The organism is Nocardia sp. NPDC003693 (genome assembly GCF_053981095.1).
This window is the reverse complement of the sequence record NZ_JBSFNO010000002.1, coordinates 190,250-209,643: the sequence shown is the minus strand read 5'-3', so window position 1 is coordinate 209,643 and position 19,394 is coordinate 190,250. Positions and strand designations below refer to the sequence as shown.

General features: G+C 70.9%; 3 protein-coding genes. All 3 read left to right on the top strand.

The window, feature by feature from the left end; translation table 11 throughout:
- Positions 1–35: 35 nt before the first annotated feature.
- The 3 genes from ACWDOP_RS04725 to ACWDOP_RS04715 are packed head-to-tail and all read left to right on the top strand — an operon-like array spanning position 36 to position 19,332.
- Positions 36–350: a hypothetical protein gene (locus tag ACWDOP_RS04725; protein WP_456343947.1), complete on the top strand. Its 315-nt coding sequence runs from the start codon at positions 36–38 to the stop codon at positions 348–350.
- Between the two features lie 9 nt (positions 351–359).
- Positions 360–848, top strand: coding sequence for a YbaB/EbfC family nucleoid-associated protein (locus ACWDOP_RS04720; protein ID WP_456343946.1), 489 nt, complete (start codon positions 360–362; stop codon positions 846–848).
- A 28-nt stretch (positions 849–876) separates the two neighbouring features.
- Positions 877–19,332, top strand: coding sequence for a WXG100-like domain-containing protein (locus ACWDOP_RS04715; protein WP_456343945.1), 18,456 nt, complete (start codon positions 877–879; stop codon positions 19,330–19,332).
- Positions 19,333–19,394 lie beyond the last annotated feature (62 nt).

Sequence of the window (19,394 nt, the reverse complement as noted above, 5' to 3'; positions counted from 1 at the left end):
AGATCCGGTTGCTCGGACCTGACAGTCTCACCCGTGTGAACGACCGGCTGAAGACGTACACGGACCTGCTGAACACCGCCGCCGGCAAGACCGGCAAGGTACGCGACGGCATCGAGAAGGTCGTCGACACACTGGTATCCAGCGCCGACGGCCGCGGCCGGCCCTGGGGCGATGACACCCTGGGCCGGAACTTCTTCGACGGCGACAGCGGCTACGACAAGTCGAGCCAGAACATCATCAAGGGCGCGGGCAACATGGCCGGCACCTTCGGCAACTTCTCCAAGGGCCAGACCGAGGCCGCCGAGAAGCTGGCGGGCATGGACGAATCCAACGGCAGTCAGTTCAAGTAGGCGCCGACCATGAGCAACGAGTTCGCCAAGGCCGACCTGTCCGACATCCTCGAGGATTTCGCGGGGCAGATGCGCACGATCACCGGGCTGCAGCGTCAGCGGGCGGTGCTCACGGCGTCGGCGACCGTGCGCAAACGCGTCACGGTCACCGTGAACGCCGACGGCACGGTCATCGAGGTCAAATTCGCCTCGGACATAGCCGATCTCGACTATCCGGAGATCGCCGCCGCTGTCGCCGAGGCCGCGCAGCAGGCCGCCGCCGACGTGGCTCGCAAGGGCAGGGAGCTCATGGCCCCGGTGTCGCAGAACCGCAATCGACTGCCCAAACTCAGCGATCTCGTGCCCGGCATGCCGGACCTGAGCCGCGAGCTGGCGATCCCGGAGCCGCCGGTGGTCTCCACCGCGCCGCCTAAATCGCCGGAACGTATTGCCGCGCAGGCGGATCTGGATTCGGAGCCGCCGCGTCGATCCGGTGGGGCCACCGATTCGGGATGGTGACCGCGCGCCCCGAGGCGGCTAGCGCACCATGATCTACCTGCCCTCGGAACTCGAATGGCTGGGCTGGATCGTCGGCATGGAATGGCCCGACGGCAACGAAGACCAGATGTGGAATCTGGCCCAGGACTGGCGCACCGCCGCCGACGGGCTGCGCGGCCTGCTCGACGAGGTCGGCGACGCGCGCTACGCCACCCTGGCCTCCTACCCGGACGGCAAGGGTTCGGAGAAGATGGCCGAGGCCTTCGACCTGTTGAGCGGCAAGACCGACGCCGACGACAGCACCTCGATTCCCGACCTGGCCAAGTATTTCGACTCCATCGGCGAATCGGCGCACGACACCGGCACCGAGATCGAATACACCAAGCTGATGTTCTATTCGTCGCTGGGTCTGCTGGCGGCGGAACTCATTGCGGCGTGGGTGTTTCCGCCGACCGCACCGGCGGTGGAAGCGGCGGCCATCGCGCTCACCCGCGTGGCGGTGCGCATCATCGGCGCCCGGGCGGTCGCCGCCATCGCCCGGTTCGCCGCGAAGATGGCGGGCTCCGCGCTCGCGAAATTCCTGCTCCGCCACGTGGCCATCGATTTCACGCTCGGCACAGTCCAGGAAATCGGCATTCAGCAGTACCAGGTGTCCAAGGGCTCCCGTAAGGAGATCAACTGGACCCAGGTCGGCGTCACCGCCATCAGCTCGGCCGCGGGCGGCGCGGCGGCGGGCCCGTTCGGCGGCTGGCTCGGCAACAACCTGGCCCGCCGCGGTCTGGACGGCATCGGCGGCGCGGGTCTGTCCAGCATCGGCGCGGGATTGGCCGGTGCCGGAGCGGGTTTCGTGGCGGCCACGGGCGCCCAGTTCGGTTTCGACGTGGCACAGCACGGCTGGGACCAGGCGGTCGAGAATCTCTCGAACACCCAGTGGGATTGGCGCATGCTCACCGCCGGCGCCTCCAACGGCGCCATGTCCGGCATGAATCACCATGCCGCCCACAACTTCTGGAATTCACGCGGCGGCGACGGCAGCAGCGACCCGCCCGCGCCCCCGCGCGCCCCGGACGTCGACCCGCCGACGCCGGGCTTGGACCCCGCCACCGGCCCGACGGGCCAGGATCCGAGCACGCGTCCGACGACGGATGGTCAGGACCCGAGTAGTCGCCCGACGACCGACGGCCAGGACCCGAGCAGGCGCCCCACGACCGATGGCGAGAACAACCGCGCCGGCGATCCGGCCGCCGACGAGCCCACCCGCGGCGAGGATCGAACCCGCCCCGCAGCCCACGACACCAACGACCTCCGCGGCGCGCCACAGACTTCCGAGTCGAACGCCCCACGCGCCTCGATGCCCGACCCGACCACGAACCCGGCGCTGACCCCTGCGGCCCCGACAGCGGCGGGCCCGACCACCACTCCCGCGGCTGCGGCTCCCACCGCGGCGGCTCCGTCCCACAGCGCTCCCGCCTCGGCCCCCGCGAGCCACAGCCCGAGCTCACCCGCCTCGAGCGCTCCACAATCGTCCGCACCCCGCGCGGATGCCCCCGCCAACCCGGGCGGCTCGACCGACACCCGCGCGGGCATGGACGGTTCGTCCGCCCACCCCGATGCGGAATCCCCCCGCGCGGACGCCCCCGCGTCGGCCGATCAGTCCGCCGACAGCCCATCCGACCCGGCAGCCGAATCCCCTCGAGCGGGCCTCTCCGACGATGCCGCACCCCCGGCGGCCGAGGTGTCCGCGGCCCCCTCGGACGCCCCACCGACCCACACGACCGATCCGTCGACCCACGACGGGTTCACCCCCGTGAGCGCCGAAGCCGCGCATCCGACCTCGGCGCCCTTCACCACCCCCGACGCGTCGCCGAACCATTCGGATACGCAGACTTCCCCGGACCATTCACAGGATTCCGCCCCCGCGACGACTGCGGCCCCCGCCCCGATGTCGCCATCCGCCGCGACGCCCACACCCGCCGCCGCCCCCGCGCCGACTACTTCACCGACGTCGACAACCTCGCCCGCGTCCACGACTTCACCCGGGTCGACCGCCACCCCCGGCGACCACCGAGCTCCCGCCGCGCCCTCGCGCCCGGACCTCGGTCCCGCCCTCCGCCCCGACGCCGCGCCCCTCGCCGATGTCGGCTCGCGTGCCGATGTCGCCCCGGGCGCCGGCGATTCTTCTCGCAGCGATGCGGACACCACCCCGCGTGCCAATGCGGCTTCCGACGCGGGCGAATCCCCCCGTGCCGACGCCGACTCCACCCCGCGTGCCGACCTCGCGCCGACGCGCGAGAATGGTCCGCACACCGACACGACTTCGGATGCCGGCGTCCCCCGAACCGATTCCGACCCGGCCGCGCGCCCGGACTCCGGTCTCAGCGCTGATTCCGGTCCTCGCGTCGACTCCGATGTCACTGCGCGTGGCGATGCGGACCCATCTGCGGATCCCAGCGCTGTCCGGGATGCGGATACTCGTTCGGACACGCACCCGCTTTTCCGTGCCGACGCGGATCCCGATGCGAGTTCACGCACGGACTCGGACCTGCGTAGCGATGCCGATCGGCCACCATCGTCGGAGCCTCGAGCACGTGCTGATGCGGATACTGCGCTCCACTCCGACACCACCGCTCCCGCCGACCGGCCCGTGGACCCCGAGACGGTGCCGACCACGAATGAGCCGCCCGGCCACAGCACTGCGCCGCGAACCACAACCGATACCCTGCCCGCCGACGCTCGCTCCGGATCGGAGGACCGCGCAGCGGAAAGCGCCGCTGCGCCTCGCGATCCCGGTTCCCGCGGCGAGGATGACCCGTCGGTCCCTCTGCAGCCCGGCGACGCCCGCCCGGACGGCCCCCGTCCCGACAATGTCATCCCGTTCCCGGTGGACGCGTCCGCACCCTCGCAGCGTGAGGCGCGCGAGCGGCCCGCGCCCATCGCGGCCCGCCGCTCGAGCGGGGATCACTCGGCGGAGGCACCCGGACCCCGGCCCGAAAACGGTGGAGCGGCAAGGGATCCGGAGGCACAGGCCGCCCACGACGCGGCGGTGAACTCGGCGCTGTACGGCGACGACGGGCCGCCGGTCGACGACTGGTCGAACCGCACGCCGGAGCAGATCTCCGAGCGGCTGCGTACGCTGCACGGCATCGAGACGTTCGGCTTCGACAACCCGGACGTGCACCCGGAAGTGTTGCGGGAGTTCGCCCGTGCGGTCGACGACATCGTCACCAGGTACGGCGCGATCGACCTGCGCGAGGTCTCCATCCAGGGCATGGACGACCCGGACAACTACGCCGAGGCGCTGTCGGCGTGGGGTTCGGACGGCAGCATCGTCACCGAGCGCCTGGTGTTGAACGCCGACTGGATGACCACGCCCGAACGCTTCGCGAACGCCGTGTCAGAGGACGAACAGGCGGGTGACCTGGTACCCAATTCGTCTGCCCGGCCGGTGTTTTCGACGGTCGTGCACGAACTCGGCCACGCCCTGGACTTCGCCGGATATCTGGACGCCCGCGCACAGGCCCTGGACGCGCTGGTGGACCACTACGAAGCCACCTACAACATCCAGGATTGGACCGACGCCGAGAACGCGCGCTTCCAGGAGTGGCTGCACCAGCTCAGCGATTACGGCTTCGACGACAACGGCACGTTCGACGCCACCGAAGCCCTGGCCGAGGCTTTCACCGATGTCGAACTGAACGGTGACGACGCGAGTGAACCCGCCCAGGTTCTCTACGACCTCCTGACCGGCATCGCCGACGACGCGACCAGCACCCGCGACCCCTCGGCCGCACGCCCCGAGGTGCTGGACGCGGGCGACGAGTCCCCCAAGCGCGGCCGCAACCCCGGCGCCGATGCTTCGACCGTCCCCCCGAACCCGGACGCGGACGCCACGCCGACCCAGGAAATCCAGCCCCCGACCACGGCCGAAGCGATCGATCGCGCGAATGCGCTGATCGCCGAATCGGAGTCGCGCCTGGACGACATGCAGCGCCGGATAGACGACGGCTTCGCGGCCCTGGATCGCCTGGTCGAACGCGGCCTGGACGCGGCCGCCCGCGGCGAGGAGCCCAACCTCGCCGACGCCGTGGACCGCGCCGGCGACGTACTCGACGATGCCGTCCGGCGCCTGGACGAGCTACAGCGCCGGATAGACGACGGCCTCGGCGCCATCAGCGACGCTATCGACGCCGGTTTCGCCCGCACCCCGGAATCCCCAGGTGGAGAACGAAACCCCGACGGATCCTTCCGACTCCCGGACCCGACCCGACCCGACGGCACCGCCCCTCTCGATCGTTCGGATTCGGATGCGCCCGCGGATCGTCGCAACGGGGATGGTTCGTTCCAGCGCCCGGAGTCCAACGCCGCCGCAGATCGTCGTAATGACGATGGCTCGTGGCAGCGCCCGGATTCGGAAGCGCCCACCGATCGCCAGCACGAGGGCGGCTCCAAGCAACGCCTCGACTCGGAACCTCCGGTGGCCGAACGCAATCCCGATGGCTCGTGGCAGCGTCCGGGCGATCCGCCGGGCATGCTGCGAGACGCCGATGGCAAGTGGCGCCCCGACGCCCGTAACCCGGACGGCTCCTGGCGATCTTCGGGGCCGGAGACGACGCGCACCGACATCCCCCGGTCCGACCGCACGCGTACGGATATGACCCGCCCGGACATTCCGATCGCCGAGCAGACCCGTCCTGATCTGGCCGCGACAACCCGCCCGGACCTCGCCGCGACGACTCGGCCTGATCTCGCCGCGACGACTCGCCCCGACCTCGCGAGTACGACCCGCCCCGATACCCCGACCTCGACCCGCACGGACATCACCCGGCAGCAAACGCTTCCGCTCGACGTCCGCCCTGACCTGCCCACCGCCCCGCTGCCGGTCCGGCCCGAAGCGCCGAGCCTCCTCGAACGGCTCCGTCAGATCCGCGACGAGATTCGCGAGCTACTCCGCCAGCACGCGAACATCCTGCGCCACCCGTCGGGATCGAACAACGACAGCTTCGGCGCCTCCTTCGCGTGGGAGGGTCTCACCGCCCTGTTCGGAGGCAAAGCACAACTCGACAGCTCGGACGCCCTCATCCGGGCGATCAAGGAGCTCGTCGAGCTGTACCGGGGGCGCAGCCGAATCCGGGAGTTCTGGCGCGGCGTAAAGGCCGATCGCGCCGACGATTTCGCGATCCCGGTGAACGAGGACGGAACTCCGAACCGCTACTGGGAGACCGAAGCCGACCCCGACCTGGCAGCCCAGGTCGAGGTCTCCGAGCGCCTGCGGCAGAACTGGGACCTCCTGGATGCCCGCCTGCCGGACACCCCGCCGGCCGATGTGACCCAGGACCTGCTGGACCCCCGCGAACGCGCACAGCGCCGAGTCGACGCGGTGGACGAGCTGGAGGCCCTCGCCCGTCGCTATGTGGCGGAGAACGAGCGCGTCCCCTTCAGCGACCAGCTGCCCCTGGATGCCGCCGGCCGCGTGACCGAAGACGCCGGTCAGCGCTACCTGCGCGAACTGCTGGGTCCCGACGCCGTCACCTTCCTGGACAACCAGGGCGTCAACAACGGCAACGAACGCCCCTCCCTGGACGGTCCCCTCGGCGACGAGTACCGCGAGGCCGGTCAGCGCCGCCGCGAACTGGTGGAGGACCTAGGTATCCTCGCCGACCAGTTCGACATCACCTTCGCCGATCTGGTCAACGACCTCGAGGGCACCGTCGCTCGCCTGCGAGCCGAGGCCCTCCTGGAACAGCTCCGCGTCGAAAGCAGCTACGGCTCTCCGCCGACCCGCCCGGATGCGACCCCGCCCTTCGGCACCCCGCTCCCACCCGCCGCCGGCCCGCACCCGCCACCCGAAACCCGCACGGATACAACGATCCCCGACGGAATCGATCCACAGGCGACCCGCCCCGACGGCTCGGATCCCGCCCTCACTCGCCCCGACGGCGTCGATCCGAATGCGACCCATCCGGACGGCGTCGATCCGAACGCCACCCGCCCCGACGGTCTCGAACCGCCCCGCCGCCAGTCACCCGACGACGATCCCGACGGCCCCGAGTTCTTCGACGGCAGCGACTGGGGTTCCGAGCCGAACCCCGCCGGCGATTCGCCGATGCCGAACCATGCCGACGCGCCCCCGCATCCGGATGGTGTGCACGTCGACGCGACCGACACCACTGCCGACACTCAACCCGGCCACGATCCGTCGAACGACACCGTGCCCGACACGGATTGGTCTCCCCGCCCCGACGACGACTGGTCCAGACGCGACCGTGTGGAGATCGCCGACCGGCTCACCGAGATCCTCTCGGACCGCCGCTCCGACGGCGTCCCGATCCAGGTGATCGGTTTCGACAACGCGAACGTCCCCACCGAGGTGATGCGCGAATACGCCCGCGCCATAGAGGAAATGCTCACCCGGTATCCCACGATCGACCTGCGCGGCGTCTCGATCGAGCCGATCGCGGACGACAAGGTCTACGCGGAAGCCGCACCCGCCCGCGATGATTCGGGCCGCTGGTACACCGAACGGCTGGTCCTCAACGAACGGTTCGCCACCTTCCCCGTGGAGTTCCAGGCCAGCCTGGCCCGCAACGAGGCCCTCGGCGGGATGGTCCCCGGCTCAGGCGCCCGCCCCGTCCACTCGACGATCCTGCACGAGTTCGGCCACGCCCTGGACTTCGAAGGCCAAATGCAAGCCAGGGACCGGGCTTTCGACGCCCTGGCGGATCACTTCGAAGCGACCCGCGGCGGCATGGATGTGGAGGCGTTCCACGCCTGGATCACCGAGCTCAGCGGCTACAGCTTCCGCGAGGACGGGAGCTTCTACGCGACCGAGGCTCTCGCCGAGGCGTTCGCCGATGTGGAGTCCAACGGCGACAACGCTTCCGAAGCGGCGAAGGTCCTGTACTGGTCTCTCCTGGACGCCGCCGCCGACCAGTCGCCCAACCCCCGCATCAACCCGCCACCAACGGACCAGACTCCGATCCGCCCCGACTCGGATCAGGGCGCCAGGAACGATGGCGACCAACCCGCCCGCCCCGGCCCTGACCTCTCGCCCCGGCTCGAGGCATCGGATCCCACCCGTCCCGCCGAAGCACAACCCCACGACGCGACCACCCCGCGCACGGATCCCGACTCACCCGCTCGGCGCAGCACATCGGATCAGGACCCCGCCCCGGGTACTGACCGGAACGCCCAGGACCCCGCCGAGCACCGACCCGACGGCGAAACCACACGCCCGGAGCCGGATTCGACCGACCCCGCACCCGGAACCCCGGATTGGTCACCGCGCCCCGACGACGACTGGTCCACCCGGGATCGTGCCCAGATCGCCGACAGGCTCGCGGAAATCCTGTCCGCGGGCCGCCCCGACGACGTCGAAATCCAGGTACTCGGCTTCGACAACCCGGACGTTCCCACCGAGGTTTTGCGCGAGTTCGCGCGGGCCATCGACGATATGATCCGGCTCCACCCGGGCGTCGAAGTGGATGCCCTGGCGATCGGCGACCTGCCCGCGCGCACCTATGCCGAGACCCAGGCCGGCGGCCGCGACAATCGCTGGCTCACCGACGCCATAGTCCTCAACGAGCACTTCGCGACCAACCCGGAGGAATTCGCCCGCAGTGTGGCCCGGAGCGTGGAGGTCGGCGGCCTGGTTCCGGGATCGGATACCCGCCCGATCTACACGACGATCATCCACGAGTTCGCGCACGCACTGGATTTCGGCGGCCAGATGCGGGCCCGCTTCGACGCCTTCGACCTGCTGCTGGACGAGTACATCTCCCGGCGCGGCACCGACGCGGGCTTCGAGGACTGGGTCTACGACGGCCTGAGCCGCTACAGCTTCGACCGCGAGGGCATGTTCGATATGCCCGAGGCGCTCGCGGAGGCGTTCACCGATGTGCGCCTCAACGGCCGTGACGCCAGTGAGCCTGCCCAGATCCTGCACCGAATCCTGTTGGACGCCTTCGATGCCGGCCTGGTGGCGCGGGACAATCTCGCCCCCGGCAACGCGGACGCTCCCGTTCGCCCGTCTGTCGAGGCAGACGACTCGGACTCCACGCGAACTCCCTCGGAGACAGCCGATTCCACCGTGCGCCCGGGCTTCAACCCGGATGGAACTCTCCAGCCGCCCGAGCCCGTGAGTCCGCCGGTACGGCCCGGCTTCAATTCGGACGGCACGCTCCAGCCGCCGGACCCGGTGAGTCCGCCCGTGCGCCCCGGCTTCAATCCCGATGGGACACTGCAGCCGCCCCGTCAAGCCTTTGGAGATGATGGCGCGCAGCCTGATTCGGGCCGCGAGAATTCGGCCGACAACGGATCGACCACCCCCCGGCAACCGGATGAGGACACCGCCGAGCTCCCGCCCGTCACCCCCGAGCCGGGCTCCGAGGGCTGGTTCGAGCGCATGCAGCAGGAGCAGGCAGACTGGCTCGCCCGTATGGAAGCCCAGCGTCTCGAATGGCTGGCGAGTTTCGACAACTCTGAAACCGGCTCGGAAACAACGCCTCCCGAGACCTCTGCTGCCGGAGACGGTCAGCCGCCGAACGATGGCCCGCCCACGCGCCAGGCCGCCGATGACGAGGACCCCGACGCGTGGCTCGATCGCATTCAGCGCGAACACGATGCCTGGCTGGCTCGCATGGACGCCGATCGCGCCGAATGGCTCGCGAGCTTCGACCTCCCCGAGTCGACCGAGAACAACCCGGACACCCCGCCGAGCACCCGCGAACCGGCCCCGACGGTCCCCGGCGAGCCGCCCGACGCGGGCCCGCCCCTGCGCCCGGCGTCCGATCCCGACGATCCGGACGCCTGGTTCGACCGTGAGCGCGCCTCCCAAGCCGACTGGCTCGCGCGCATGGCCACCCAGCGCGCGGAGTGGCTGCACCGCATGGCCGACACCTACACCCCCGGAAGCCCCGAGGAGTGGTCCGCCCGCTTCCGCGCCGACGCCGCGACCTGGGACGCCCAGATCGCCGCCGACCGCGCCGACTGGCTCTGGGATATGGCGGGCGGCCGCCCCGAGGTCGCGGCGACCCCCGAGTCCGGTGGGCGCAACCCCGCCGATCCGGCAACGACTCCGGACCGGGCAACGACTCCCGATCTTGCGACGACGCCCGATCCGGCTACAACACCTGACCCGGCGACGCCCGACCTGGCTACAACACCTGACCCTGCAACGCCTGACCCAGCGACGACGCCTGACCTGGCTGGGACTCCTGATCCCGCAACGACTCCCGACCTGGCTGGGACTCCTGATCCCGCAACGACTCCCGACCTGGTTACGACTCCAGAAGCGGCTCCCGCCCCGGAGCTGTCAACAGCGCCCGACCCGGCGACGGCTCCCGATCCCGCGACGACCCGGCCCGAGACGACCACCCGTAACCCGGCCACGATCCCGGACGGCTACACCCCCACCGTGCCGGATCTTCCCGTGGCGCAGACACCGGGCGATCCGGCAACGACGCTCGGCGATCCCGACCCGAACTACACGCCGACCCTGCCCGACATCCCAGGCATACACGAAGCCGAGACCCAGCCGATTCCGTTGGGGGAGCAGCCAACCGGGCCGGAGACCACCCCGGCCCCCGTGAACCCCATGCTGGCTTCACCGGCACTGCGCGCACTCGCCGAGCACCTCCTCCAACCGGGCGTGCGCGGCGCACCACCGACCCGCACCCCAGAGCAGCAGGCCTACGTCGACCGCCTCGCCCACACCCTCGGCCTGCGCCAGGCCCTGGCAGGACACCCCGACGCCCTCGCCACCTTCCGCGAGATCGCCGAAATGGCCCGCGCACGAAGCTTGTTCGGCGATCCGGAGAACGGCGTCCCGCCCACCCCCATGGGCCCCGACGACTTCCGCCCCCTCACCGCCGACGAGCGCTACGCGGGCGAACAGTACTGGCGCACCGAAGCCGACCCCGACCAACTGGCCGCGATAGAAGCCGAGATCCGCGCCGCCGGCCTCGAAGACCGCCTGGCTCGAGCCGCCGAGGCCGAAGACGCCGCGTCCCGCCCGCCCCTCGCCGCCACCGAACCCACCCCGGCCCTGCCCCAGAGTCCCGCGCCGGGTCCGGCACACCCGCCAAACCCCGCCCCCGCCACGACGCGCCCTGACAACCCCGCGACCACACGTCCGGCGAATCCGGCCACGACTCGCCCCGACAACCCCGCAACCACACGTCCGGCCAACCCAGCAACGACCCGACCGGACGATCCGGCCGCCACCCGTCCGGATGAGACAACGACTCGCGTCGAGACCCCCGCTGCGACCCGTGGTGACGATCCGTCGACAACCCGCCCGGACGATCCGGCTGTCACCCGCCCGGACAATCTTTCGACCACGCGTGCCGAGAGCCCAGCTGCCACGCGTGGGGATGACCCGGCGGCTACTCTTCCGGACGATCCGGCCGTCCCGCGCCCGGACAATCCGGCGACCACTCGCGTCGAGACCCCGGCTCCGCCGCGCGGGGATGACTCGTCGACGACCCGTCCGGACAACCCGACTGTCACCCGCCCGGATGACGCGTCGACCACCCGCGTCGAGAACCCAGCTGTCACACGCAGCGACGATCCGTCGACAACCCGGCCCGACAACCCCACTTCCGCAACACGTCCCGACAACCCGAGCCCCCTCACCCGCCCCGACGCCCCTACTCGTTCCGAGCCGCGCGTCCTCTCCCTCCCCGAGCTGCGCGCCGAGATCGCCGCCCGCCTCAACCTCTCCGAAGCCGATCTCACCCCCGCCCGCATGTCCGAGCTCGCCGGCGACCTGCAGTTCCGAAACGTCCTGCGCGCCGGTGCGATCGAGGCGCTCGCCGACGCGATCCGGCGGCATGACGCCACCGACGATCCCGCCCATCGTGCCGATCACGCCCGCACCCGAGATGACTGGGCGCGCCTGCTCAACGTGGACCCGGACGCGCTGCGCACCGACAGTGCCCGCGTCCTGGACGGACTTCGGGCCGAAACCTACCGCCGCGCAGCCGATGTCGCCGACCTGCTCGCCATCACGCACTACACCCCCGATCCGGCGGACGGCACCCGCATCGTGCTGGAAGCCGACGGCGAACGCATCCACGTGCGCATCACCGACGGCCCGGACGGCCGTGTGGTGGAGCAGGTTCCGCGCCCCGGTCTCCCGGCCGAGCCGGGCACGGGCGGTGCGGTCGAACGCCGGCCGCGCCCCGGCTTCTTCCGCAGGCAGTGGGAGAAGCTCAAGGCCGGATTCCCGGTGTTCACACCGAAATACCCGTCCGGCTCGGGCCAGGACGGTCAGGTGCAGGTCCAGCTCGCCGTGGAGCTGGGGCACCTGCTCGACAACGGCGTGCTGATGGGACTCGAGAACGGTTTCAACCCGATTCGCCTGTGGAAGGAGATCGCCACCCAGTGGCAGGTCCGCGAGCGTCTCCCGCTCCTGAACCGCCTCACCGCCCGCATCGCGGCGATTTCCCCGGACGCGCTTCCCATGCGCACCCGAGACGGCGACCTGTACGAGCCGTGGTTCACCGAAGCCGACCCGGTGCTGCGCGCCGAGATCGAGGAGAGCCTGCGCCTGGCGGGCATGCCGGTCGGCGAGGAGCAGCTGGAAAACGTTCCACGGCCAGAGAATCCGGCCGAACGCCCCGAGATCCCCGAACCGCCGGCGCACACCTGGAGCCCGGACCTGCCGCAGCCGCTCGCGGACGCGGTCGACGCGCGCGACGCCGCCCTGACCGACCTGATCCGCATGGCACGCGAGCAAGGCATCGACCTGACCGGCGCCGACGCGGCGAGTCTGCGCCGCGCGGTCGACGAGGCGACCTACGAGCTCATGCGCCGCGCCGGAGCCATCGAGGGCCTGCGCGACGCCGCCACCCGCTACAACACCGAAGACGGCCGGGTTCCTTACACCCGCGAGATCAACTTCTCCGACAACGATCCGCTCGGCCGCTACCTGCGCGAGGTCCGCGCCGCCAACGAGGCGATCCTGGCCGACGAACGCGCCGAGGCGGCGCGCGCCCGGGCGCGCACGCCCCTCGAAGCCGACTACCTGGAGTACCGCGCCCGCCGCCCGCGCCCGACCTTCCTGGACGCGGTCGGGGTCAACAACGGCGGCGAGCCCGCGCGCGATTTCGACAATGCCGAGGAGGAACTGAGCAGCGAGCGCTCGGGTCGCCTCTTCGAAGCCGCGCTCATGCGCGACCAGATCCGCGACGAGCGCTCGAACTGGGCGCAGCTGCTGGCCGTGGACCTGGATGCCCTGTCCCCGGACAACCTCGCGCACACCATCGGCGATATGCGCGTGGACATTCGCGACAACGCCGACCGGCTCGGCGACTTCGCCGACGCGGTCGACAACTTCCTGCGCCTGGACGACGCCGCCCGCGATCAGGCGATCCAGCTGGGGGAGGGCACCGCCCGCGACTGGGTGGACGCGAACGGCGGCGTGATGGTCGATCGCGGTGTCGGCATCCTCCCGGGTGAACCCGGTGGTCCGCAGCGACTCGTCGTCATCCGCGGCGACTCCGATCACGACGTGCGTCTGGCCGACGCCCTGGCCGCCAACCCGCACCTGGGCGAGATGCTCAATCGCGGTGAGCTGCAACTGGATTACCGTATCGTCGGATTCGACGACCAGGGCGCAGTCACGGTCATCGACGTGGTTCCGCCGCAGGTGCGTTTCCACGATGTGGAGGCCGATGGCGACCGGCTGCCGCTGACGGTCCTGCGCGACGGCGTCGAGCCGTGGCGCATCGTGCAGGGCACGATTCCGGAGCCGGACGCGCCGGTGCGCACCGAGCCGGATACCGCCGCGGCGGCGCCCCGCGACCCGGATGTCATTCGCGCGGAACGCAATGAGGTGGCAGCCCGCCTGTCGGTCTACCAGATGGACCTGGGTCCGGAGTACCTCCGCGACACCATCGACGCCCTGCGGCACGACAACGCCCTGCGGGCGGCGCAGATCGAGGGCATGGCGGATTTCATCCGCACCAGCGACGCCATCGACAACTTCCACGACCTCGATCGGCATCTGGCGAACCTGGCCAACCGTTTCGGTCTGGACCCCACCGAGCTGACGGCCCAGAACCTGGCCGAGGCCATGGCCGATCCCGATGTGCGCGCGGTACGGCGACTGCAGGCGATCGAGGACCTGCTCAACTACGCGAAAGTGCTTCGGGACGGCACGGATTCGGCCGCCGTGCTGGCCGCCCGCGACGAGCTGGCCCGCCGCCTCGGCGTGCAACCGGAGGACCTGTACGCGTCCAAGCACGTCAAGGACCCGGTCAGCGGCGAAATCGTCGGCTACCGGCCGGATCCCAAGAGCGTCAAACCCGCCTCGCTGCTGAGCGCCATCAACGACCTGCTGTACCGCTCGGGCGATCGCCCGGAACTGCTTGCGGCGCTGGCGGATTACATCGACACGCTCGGCCGGCTCGATCCCTACCGCGAGTCGATGCGGTACGACCCCGCTACCGATCCGCGCGCCGCCGACGGTGAACTCCCGATTCACGATCGCGACGCGCCCGCGCTGCTGCGCGCGCTCATGAGCGAATCCATCGGCGAGCCGCCGATTTCCGACAACCCGTCCGGCGCCGCGAGTGTCTGGTCGCGATTGCTCGGCGTCGATCTGAGTGATGACGCCGCGGTCGTCGGCATCTACACCAAGCGGATGGTGGACCTGCACGAGCTGCTCTCGCCACCGCAGTTCGCCGATGTGCTGAACACGCTGCGTGACGGCGATATCCAGGCGGCGCACGACCGCTACGCCGACAGCGCGCGCGAAGGGCAGCGCCTGCTCACCCCCGAGCAACTGGCCGAGGTGGTGCAGCGCCTTCGCGACGCACGCTACTCCGACGTGTACGACCTGTACCGCGACGGCAAGATCGACAAGCACGAACGGCTCGAGCCCGCGAAGTTCGCCGAGCAGATCGAGACGCTGCGGCGTGAGATACGAGAGCGCGAGGCCGACATCGACCTGCTCGAGCGGCTCGCGGCGGAGCACGGCGCGCTGACCGACCCGCCGGAACCCGCTGCTCCGCCGCGTGATTTGCGCGAGATCGCCACCGATCTCGCCCAGGCGCGGCGTGATCTCGACCAGGCTCGCGCCGAGCTGGACTACGCCCGCGATCGACTGCCGCTGCGCCAGGACCGGCCGCTCACCGACGCGGATCTGACCCGTGAACGCCTGCCCGGCACCGTGGACTATCTGAACACCCGGAGCGCGGACGAGATAGGCGCGCCCGCGGTCGCCGACCAGCGCGTTCTGGACCTGCGCGACGCCGCCGAGCAGCACCACCGCGCCGAGGATCGCGTCGCCCGGCTCGAAGACGCCATGCGCGAGTCGCTGCTTCGCGAGGCGGGTCCGGACGAGTCGCCCGCAGACGCCTGGCGACGTGAACTCGACAGCGCCAGAGCCGAACTCGAAGCCGCGCTGGACGAGCTGCCCGGCAACAGCACGATGACCCCCGATCGCGCCGCCGAGATGATCGAGCGCCTGAACCGAATCCCCCTGGATCAGACGGATGTCTGGACCGACGAGCTGCTCGCGGTCCGCGACGCCGCCGATCGCTACACCCAGGCGCAGGACTTCTTGGCCCGCGCCGAGGCGGACGAGCTCGCCACGTCCCGCGCGGCCGAGACTCCCGCCGACACGGCCCGCCGCGAACTCTCGACCGCCCGCCTGGATCTACTCGCCGCCGAAGCCCAGCGCGACGCCGCCCTGATCGGCCGCCCCGAGTCCGCTGCCGACCTGACCCGCGAGTGGGTCACCGCGACCCGAGAAGCGCTGTCCACCACCGATCCCCGCACCCTGACACCGGCCGACCGCGCCCGCCTGGACCTTGCCGACGCGGCCGCCCGCCAGCACGACGCCGCCGACCGCGTCGCCCGCTGGGAAACCGAACAATCCCGCCTGGCCTCCCAGGCCGCCGCCGCGACCGACACCCCCCACACGGCCGCCGAACGTTCCCGCGATGCCGCCGAGTCGGCCCTGAACGACGCGATCACCAACTTCCGCCGCAACACCGGCCTGAACGTGGCCCCCTCCGACCTGACCCCGACCCTCCTGAACACCACCCTCGATGACCTGGCCTCCCAAACGATCCGAGGCATAACCCCCCACAGCTTCGATTCCTTCACCACCCTCCGCGCGGCCGCCGAGTCCCTCTACCGCGCAACCGCTTTCGCCGAATGGGTAGCAGCGAACCTGCCCGACCCGGCGACCCCGACTCCGCCCGAAACGACAACCACCCCCAACCGGGCGGAGCCGGCGACCGATCGTGATCCTGCTGAGGTCGCACCAACCCGCGATCCGGCAGAAGTCGGGCCGACTCGTGATCCGGTGGAAGCCCTGACTTCGGAACGCGACAACTCGGAGAACACCGAAGTCGCGGATCAAGGCACGACAACGCCGGAAAGCTTCGACCCCTCAAACGAACCCGGCTCCGACGACGACCCTGACACCGGCGATTCCGGCCCCGCCCCTGCCAAGCCCGGCGGTCCCACCACCCCACCGACGACGCCCGCGTCGTCCGCCCCGCTCCCCACCCCCGAGCCCCCCACGCGCCCGGTAACCCAGACCTCGGGCCCGGTCCCGGACCCCGCATCCCACCCGACAACGCCACCCCCACCCGCCTATCCGCCCCGCCCGGTAGTCCCCCCGGTGCCGTCGGCTCCGCCCCGCCCCGTCGGCCCGCCGATGCCGACGAACCCGCCGAAGCCCGCGCATCCGCCGATGCCGTCGGAGCCCCCGCGTCCGGCCTATCCGCCGATGCCGTCGGAACCTCCGCGTCCGGCCTATCCGCCGATGCCGTCGGAACCTCCGCGTCCGGCCTATCCGCCGATGCCGTCCAAGCCTCCGCGTCCGGCTTACCCGCCGATGCCATCGGAACCGCCCCGCCCGCCGTATCCGCCGATGCCGGTGGAGCCCCCACCCGCACCGGACAACGCCGCGCCCGCGCAGCTCGAACAGCCAGCCGCCGCAACGGCTCCGGAGAGTTCGGCCGGGCGATCGGCCGCTGAACCAGCGTCCTCCACGGACCCGGCGACCACCTCCAGTGAGGCTGTCGGGCTCGAACAGGCTGCGGGGTCCGATGATTCGAGGACGCAGCCCCAATTCGTCGACCCGGAGTCCTCGCGACCGCCTGCAGCCCCGGCCCCGGTGGCCGAATCTCCAGCTCCCGAACCCGCGGTGCGGCAGGAGAACTCTGCCGCCGAACCGGCGGTGGGGGATGTCGCTTCCACCACGCGGACCGAGTTGGAATCGACCGATTCTCCGGACCTCACCGCAGAGCCGCCGGCTGCCGAGGCCCCTTCGACGCCGCCCGAGTCGGCGAACCCGGGCCAGTCACAAACGTTGCCGGAGGTATCCCGGCCGCAGCCTCCCGCTTCTCTTGCACCCGAAGTCGGTCCTACCGAGGCCGTTGAAGGACAGGCTGTTTCGGGAACCGCCGATGCAGCGGCGGGCGACGATTCAACCGCTTCAGGCCGCGATTCGCGCGAGTCGGATGGTTCCGAGACGCCGGGGGAGCGTGCCGCCGCCAGGGACACCGCACCGGTCGAATCGGAGCATCCGGCCGTCGAATCGGCTGAGGCTGACGACAACTCGGCTGTGTCCGGAACCGACGAGGTCAGTGAGGATTCAGGCACTCGTGGCGTTAATGGTCCCGATGTCGGCTCGGGCGGTCCAGATCGAACCGGTGGCGACGCACCCGGCGATCGGTCGGCGCGATCCGAAGATGAGGGCGAGCCGACCTCCGACGATGATGCCGAGGCGAACTCGGGCGACGGTGGAGACAGAGATCCCGGCGATCGAACCGATACCGACCCCGGTCGCGGCCAGCCGGATCGTTCGAACTGGCGCTCGCACCTGCCGCGCGTACCGCACGACGAAGAAGAGTTCGAGTTCCCGGACTACACCCCGGAACCCTCACGCGAGCCCTACCCCTGGACCCTCCCGCCGGATGACCCGGCGCACAATCCTCCGCAGCCGCAGCCGCAGCCGCAGCCGCAGCCGCAGCCGCAGCCGCAGCCGCAGCCGCAGCCGCAGCCGCAGAAGCCGCCGCAGCCGCAGAAGCCGCCGTACGTTCCTGACCAGGTGCCCTGCGACCCTCCGTCGCAACCCCAACCCCAGCGCCCGCCCTATGTCCCGGACCAGGTCCCGGGCACCCCGCAGCCGGAGCGCCCGCCATACGTTCCGGGTGAAATCCCCGGCGTGCCGCAGCCCCAGCAGCCGCCGCAGTTCCCCGGTGGGTTCCCGAGCATCCCGGGTGCCCAGCCCGGCCAGCCGCCTGAGTTCCCGGGTTGGTTCCCCTCCATCCCACAACCTCAACAGCCTCCGCACGTCCCCGGCGAATTCCCGAATATCCCTACCGCTCAGCCAGATCGGTCGTCCGTGCCGCCGGGCGAGTTCCCGAACGTTCCCGGAGCCGAGTCGGGTCGAATTCCGCAACTCCCCGGCCTTCCGGGATCGCAGTCCGGGCAGCCAGGATCCTTCCCGGCGATACCGCAGCCAGACCAGCCGTCCTACGCGTCGGGCGAATTCCCTGCCATCCCACAGCCGGACCGGCCGCCCTACATTCCGGAACAGATCCCCGGACTGACGCAGTCGGGCTGGGGTACCCAGCCGAGCTGGCCGGACGGGTCCGGCTTCCAGCAGCAGGACGGGTGGCCCCAAGCTCCCGGCGGCTCGGACTCGAACGGGCAGTCACCGAGTCCGGGCAACGTGGCGCCCGGCAGCCTCGACACCGACTGGGCGCAATTCGGTGACCCGAACGTCCAGGCGCCCGGTGGACTCGACGCCACGCAGACTCACTACGGCGCACCGGCCGGTCAGTCGCCCGGAGGGTTCGACGGTCCGCAGAGCCCATACGGGCAGGCTCCAGGAGATTCCGCGCAGCCCTTCGGCGAATACCCGGGGTCCACCGGAGACGGCACGGCCACGGTCGAACGACCTGTCTCGCAGCAGAGTTCGCCGTCCGATTACGCACCCGGCGGGACAGGGGCCACAGCCCCCGCCCAATCTCAGCCGGGCGCAGGCATGCCCATGGGCGGCCCGCCGATGATGGGCCAGCCCCCGGCCCCAGCCTCCGCTCCCGCCCGTGCGGCACAACGCTTCCCGCGCGCGTCCGCGCCGAGCGCCGGCAACGGCGAACTCCTGCTGCGCGCACACGCCGGGTTCGGCGAGTTCGCCGTCCTGGACCCGGGCACCGGCGCGCTGCGCGGCGTCGCCGGTGCGGTCAGCGCGGTCGCCGGCCTGTACGCGGACCTGTCCGGCATGCAGATCCTGTTCTACCGCGATCCCCAGGCAGGCCTGATGCTGCGCGTCGCCGATCAGGCCGTCGCCCTGGACCGCGTGGGCTGCGAGGCCGTGTGGGAACGCGGCCAGGGCTTCCACCGGCTGCTGGTGCTCGCGGCCGGAAATCCGGTGTGTGACCTGAAGTACGCCCCGCTGCCCGCCGACGCCGACCTCGGCCTCCTGATCAGGGACGTCCTCGCTGATCCGGCCCGTAGAGCGGGAATTTTCGGATGATTCGCTCGACCTGAGTTGGCCGGTTATTGGTGTTCCGGCAACCACACGGTCGGCTCGGATAT